Source organism: Oribacterium sinus, from assembly GCF_963537195.1.
In the GTDB taxonomy this organism is placed as follows: Bacteria; Bacillota; Clostridia; order Lachnospirales; family Lachnospiraceae; genus Oribacterium; species Oribacterium sinus_A.
The window spans coordinates 1-4,942 of the sequence record NZ_CAUTEG010000137.1 but is presented as its reverse complement, the minus strand read 5'-3'; the positions used below and the strand labels follow the sequence as shown (position 1 = coordinate 4,942).

The 4,942-nt window shown below is 47.4% G+C and carries 5 protein-coding genes; all 5 read left to right on the top strand.

All coding sequences use genetic code 11. The features are described from left to right. A partial coding sequence (locus tag RYL27_RS10835) for an NAD-dependent epimerase/dehydratase family protein (RefSeq protein WP_314967160.1) occupies positions 1–904 on the top strand: 904 nt, incomplete at its 5' end. A 123-nt stretch (positions 905–1,027) separates the two neighbouring features. Beyond that, entirely contained in the window at positions 1,028–2,266 is a 1,239-nt protein-coding gene (locus tag RYL27_RS10830) for a class I SAM-dependent methyltransferase (protein ID WP_314967159.1), read from the top strand. A 151-nt stretch (positions 2,267–2,417) separates the two neighbouring features. Beyond that, positions 2,418–3,617 carry an alcohol dehydrogenase catalytic domain-containing protein gene (locus RYL27_RS10825; RefSeq protein WP_308579208.1) on the top strand — a complete coding sequence of 400 codons (1,200 nt, stop codon included), beginning with the start codon at positions 2,418–2,420 and terminating at the stop codon, positions 3,615–3,617. A gap of 44 nt (positions 3,618–3,661) precedes the next feature. Continuing rightward, positions 3,662–4,708: a glycosyltransferase family 2 protein gene (locus RYL27_RS10820; RefSeq protein WP_183683804.1), complete on the top strand. Its 1,047-nt coding sequence runs from the start codon at positions 3,662–3,664 to the stop codon at positions 4,706–4,708. 6 nt (positions 4,709–4,714) lie between these two features. Next, positions 4,715–4,942: hypothetical protein (locus RYL27_RS10815; protein ID WP_314967158.1), on the top strand; the 228-nt coding region annotated here is incomplete at its 3' end.

The following is a 4,942-nucleotide window of genomic DNA, read 5'->3' as shown; positions in this document are numbered from 1 at the left end:
CATCAGGAAACAAGAAGACAGTTTCTCCCGGGAAGCTGCCTTCTCCCGGGATGGCTTTGCTTTAGCGTCTCTAGTCCCAAATGACTTGGATGCCATTATCCACTTTGCCTGGGACGGTGTAGGCTCCAAGGGAAGAGAAAATCCGGAGATTCAGGAACAAAACCTTTTGATGAGTAAGGGCTTTTACCAATGGGGGCTTCAAACCGGTGTGAAGTACTTTCTCTTTGCAGGCTCTCAGGCGGAATATGGCAGAGGTACAAGGGAAAATCCGGAGCCGGTGAGTGCCTATGGAAAGGCAAAGCTTAGCTTTTCCCGCTACGGACTTTCCGGTGGAAAAGGGGAAGAAAGTTATAGCTTTCAAGAGCAGGAGCGAAAACCCCTTGATTTTACGGAAAAGACCAAGCAAGGGAAAGAGCAGGAGCCCCAAATGGCCTTTTTAGACCTTCGTATTTTTTCGGTTTACGGTATAGGAGACCATGAAAGCACCCTGGTACAGACCTTGGTACAGGCGGTACTGGCAGGACAGTCCATGGATTTAAGCCCATGCAGTCAAATGTGGAACTTTATGGAGGCAAGGGACTTGGCTAGAGCCATAGCCTTCCTGCTGGAGGGAGGACTCGGAAGCGGTACTTATGACCTTTGCAGTCAGGATAGTCGCCCTTTAAAGGACTATGTTTTGGAAATAGAGAGTCTTGGCAAGGCATTTTTAGAAAAGAAAGAAGGAAAGACCTTAAGCAGGTCCTCCTCTCTACTCCGATTCGGAGAGCGGGCTTCCAATGCGGAGGGGCCTGTGGATTTAAAGCCTTCTGTAAAAGACTTATACGATAGAGGATTCCAAGAGAAAATCTCCTTTCAGCAGGGAATAGAAGAGCTATATCAACACTTTTATCAGAAGAGAGTATAGAAAACTATATAAAAAAGTATATAGAAAAGTATGTAGAACAGTATGTAGAAAAGTATATAGAAAAATGTGTAGAAAAGTATTATAGAAGCGTATATAGAAGAGTATATAGAAATGAGGGAAAGCATGGCAGAGAAAAAATGTTTAGCCTGTGGAGAAAAATTGGAGGAACTGGCTGTTTTTCATAATATGCCTAAGTCTGCTCAGGAATTTCCCACAAGGGAAGAGCTGGCTACGGAGAAGGGGATGGATCTTTCCCTTTGCCAATGCAGGTCCTGCGGTCTTGTGCAATTCGATACGGAAGCGGTTCCCTATTACAAGGATGTGATTCGGGCTGGGGGTGGCAGCAGCACTATGAAAGCCCTGAGAGAGGAAGAGTATCAAAAGCTTCTCTCTTTTTTGGCAAAAAAGGAAGAAAAGAGACCTTTGATTTTAGAGTTGGGCGCCGGAGCAGGAGAGTTTCTGGCCATGTGGTCCGGGGTGGAAAGCGACTCCCGTATTGAACCCTATGTGCTAGGGATTGAGCATAAAAAGGAGCTGGTGGAAAAGGGGCAGGCAGCAGGGCTTTCCCTGTATCAGGGCTTTCCGGAAGCAGGCTTCGAGCTGAAAAATATGGCAGGAAAGCATTTACAAAGTGGAAAAACCCGTCCGGTAGAGGGGGAGTTAGACGCCATGGTGCAGTTTAACTTTTTAGAGCACCAGCCCAATCCCGGGGAAATGCTCTCCTTTGCCTATGCGCATTTGAAAATGGGGGGGTATTTTCTCCTCACCGTGCCCAGCTTTCAGTATATTTTGGACCATCGTTCCTATTATGAGTTACTTAGAGACCATATTGCCAACTACAGTGAGGAAAGTCTTTTGAGTCTGGTACAGGATCAGGGCTTTTCCCTGGTGGAAAGCAGGGTTATCAACCGGGATACCATAGAGTTTTTGTTGGAAAAGAGGGAAAAGGAAAGCTGTACCACCTTCCGCTCATTGGGACAGAAGGTGGATATTAAGCCGATTTTGGAAAATGAGAAGGCTATCCAAGAAGACATCCAAAAGCATTTAGAAGGTCTTAGGAAGAAGGGGGAGAAAATGGCGGTATGGGGTGCCAGCCACCAGGGATTAACCCTTCTTTCCACTACGGCTTTACAGGAGGAAGTGGCTTATATCATTGACTCCGCTCCCTTTAAACAGGGAAAATACAGCCCCGCCTCCCACCTTCCCATTGTAGATAAGAGTCATTTTCAAAAGGAGCCTGTGGAGGAGATTTTGATTGTGGCGCCGGGCTATACGGAGGAAATTGCCGGAATTATTCGAAGAGATTTACGCCCCTGCCCCAGGATTTTGGCCTTAAGGGGAGAGAAGATAGAGGAATTATAGACTGTCTTTTCAGGATGATTTGCCCCCCTGATAGACGGAAGCTATAGGATAAACGCCGACAAGAAAGAGCAAGAAACAACGAGCTGTATGCAGTAGGAAAAGTAATAGTAAGTAATAGTAAGCAGTAATAAGTTATAGAAAGGAAATGCGAATGAAAGCCTTTGTACTGGAGGGGAGAGGGAAAGTCTCCTTTATCGAAAAGGAAGAGCCTAAGCTTTTAGAAGAGCATGGGGTATTGATTACCCCTGTCTTAGTGAGCCCCTGTACCAGTGATGTGCATACCATTTGGCAGGGCTCTCCAAAAAGAAAAGACCTTACCCTGGGCCATGAGTGCATTGGCAGAATCCTGAAAAAAGGGAGGGAGGTGAAGGACTTTTCCGAGGGGGAGATTGTGGCGATTTCCGCCATTACTCCGGATTGGGGGAGTCCTGAGGTTTTGGAAAATGAAGCCCATGCGGGGTATCCCTTTTCCGCCCATAGCTTGGGAAAATCCATTGACGGAGCCTTTCAGGAGTGCTTTTACCTTCCCCATGCAGATCAAAACCTTGGGAAAATCCCAAAGGGCATGGATTTGGAGGATGCCCTCCTTTCTGTGGATGTTTTGCAAACCGGCTTTACCGCTGCGGAGGAAGCGGAAGTTAAGGAAGGGGATACGGTTTGTGTACTGGGAATAGGAGCTATCGGCCTTGGGGCTGTCTTTGCCGCAAAGCTTATGGGTGCCAAGAAGATTTTTGCAGTGGGAAGCCGGGAGGACAGCAAAAGGTTGGCGGAAAGCCTTTCTTCGGAAAGCTGCCCGGTAGTGGTGCTGGACTATAAGACTTGTAAGGCTACTCTCCCTAAGGATAAGCACCCTCTAGCAAACTCCACCCATTCCCCTATTGTCAATGCCATCTGGGAGGAAACGGAAGGAAAGGGCGTGGATAAGGTTCTCATCTGCGGTGGAGATGAGTATGCCCTGGCGCAGGCCCTGGACATGGTAAAATATGGCACCGGCATTGTCAGCAATGTAGCCTACTTCGGCTCCGAGGAGGATGTGGAAGCCTTGGAAATGGCGGGGCAGGATATGGAGCTTTCTCTGGGAGAAAAGAAAAAGCGGAAGAAGGCCATAGACGGACTGTTGCTTCCGAAATTTTCCTTAGGAAAGGGCATGGCCGGAAAGACTCTACGCTTTTCCCTTTCCAAGGGGGGCAGAAAGCATTTGGAATGGGTATTGGAGAAGGTGCAGGAATCCGGCTTCCATCCAAGCATTTTCCTTACAAAGCGCTATCACGGCATGGACAAAATTCCGGATGCCCTCTATGATATGAAGGAAAGAAGAGCCATTAAGGTGGCTGTATATATGGAAATTTAGAAGATGCCCCTAAGCAGAACGGGCATTTTAGAAAGAGGTTTCTTTTGAAAAAAACCATTAGTATCGTTGTTCCCTGTTATAACGAAGAGGAAAATGTAGTTCCCTTGGCCAATGCGCTCAGGCTCTGCTTTAAGGAGCAGCTTCCGGAGTATCAATACGAAATTCTTTTTATCGACAATGATTCCTCCGATAAAACCAGAGAGAAAATTCGGGGGCTTTGTAAGCTGGATAAGGGGATTAAGGCGATTTTTAATGCTAAGAATTTCGGCCAATTTAATTCCCCCTACTATGCCATGCTGCAAAGTACGGGAGATGCCACCATTTTGATGGCGGCGGACTTTCAGGATCCGGTGGAAATGATTCCCCGCTTCGTTCATGCCTGGGAGGAGGGCTACCGCATTGTAATCGGGGTTAAGACCGAAAGCAACGAATCAAAAATCATGTACGCCCTTCGGAGCCTGTACTATAAGCTGATTCGAAAAATGTCTTCCGTGGATCAAATCAGTCAGTTTACCGGCTTCGGTCTTTACGATCAGGGCTTTATTTCCGTGATGAAATCTCTGGACGATCCCACCCCCTTCCTTCGGGGGATTGTGGCGGAGCTTGGATACAGAAGAAAGGATATCCCCTATACCCAGCCCAAGCGCCGGGCCGGGGTTACCCATAACAATTTCTATACCCTGTATGATGCAGCCATGCTGAGCTTTACCAGCTATACCAAGGTGGGACTTCGAATTGCGGTATTTTTCGGGGGAATCTGCGCCGGTCTTTCCATGCTCTTTGGCTTACTGTATTTGATTATGAAGTTGATCTGGTGGGATCGTTTCCCTGCCGGTATGGCACCTATGCTTATAGGAATGCTTTTCCTGGGCTCTGTGCAAATCTTTTTTATCGGACTTTTGGGAGAGTATATTCTTTCCATCAACCAAAGGGTGATGAAGAGACCGCTGGTAGTGGAGGAAGAAAGATTGAATTTTTCGGAACAGCCGGGGCAGGATGCCGGCGAAAGCAGTGCTTCGAAACAAGCAAGCGGCGAAGTTAGTTCCTCGGAACAGCCTGTACAAGATGAAAGTTCTTCGGAAGAGGTGTAAGAGAAAATGAGAGCAAAGATTGATATTGCCTTAGTCAGAGAAGGAAAACTGCATATTCAGGGCTGGGCCTTCGGAAGAGACCCGGAGACTCCTGTAAAACTGTCCGTACAGGGAAAGGGCGGGGAAAAGAGAGAATTTTCCTATGAGGAAGTGGAGCGTGAAACTGTAAATGAAGCCTATTTTCCGAAGTACGAGGAGGAAAACGGGAAGAAAATCAGGAGGAAGCTGGGCTGT

Bases quoted from the DNA above. Each gene is read 5' to 3' on its own strand.
- RYL27_RS10830 (WP_314967159.1), top strand. From the start codon at position 1,028: ATGGCAGAGAAAAAATGTTTAGCCTGTGGAGAAAAATTGGAGGAACTG.
- RYL27_RS10825 (WP_308579208.1), top strand. From the start codon at position 2,418: ATGAAAGCCTTTGTACTGGAGGGGAGAGGGAAAGTCTCCTTTATCGAA.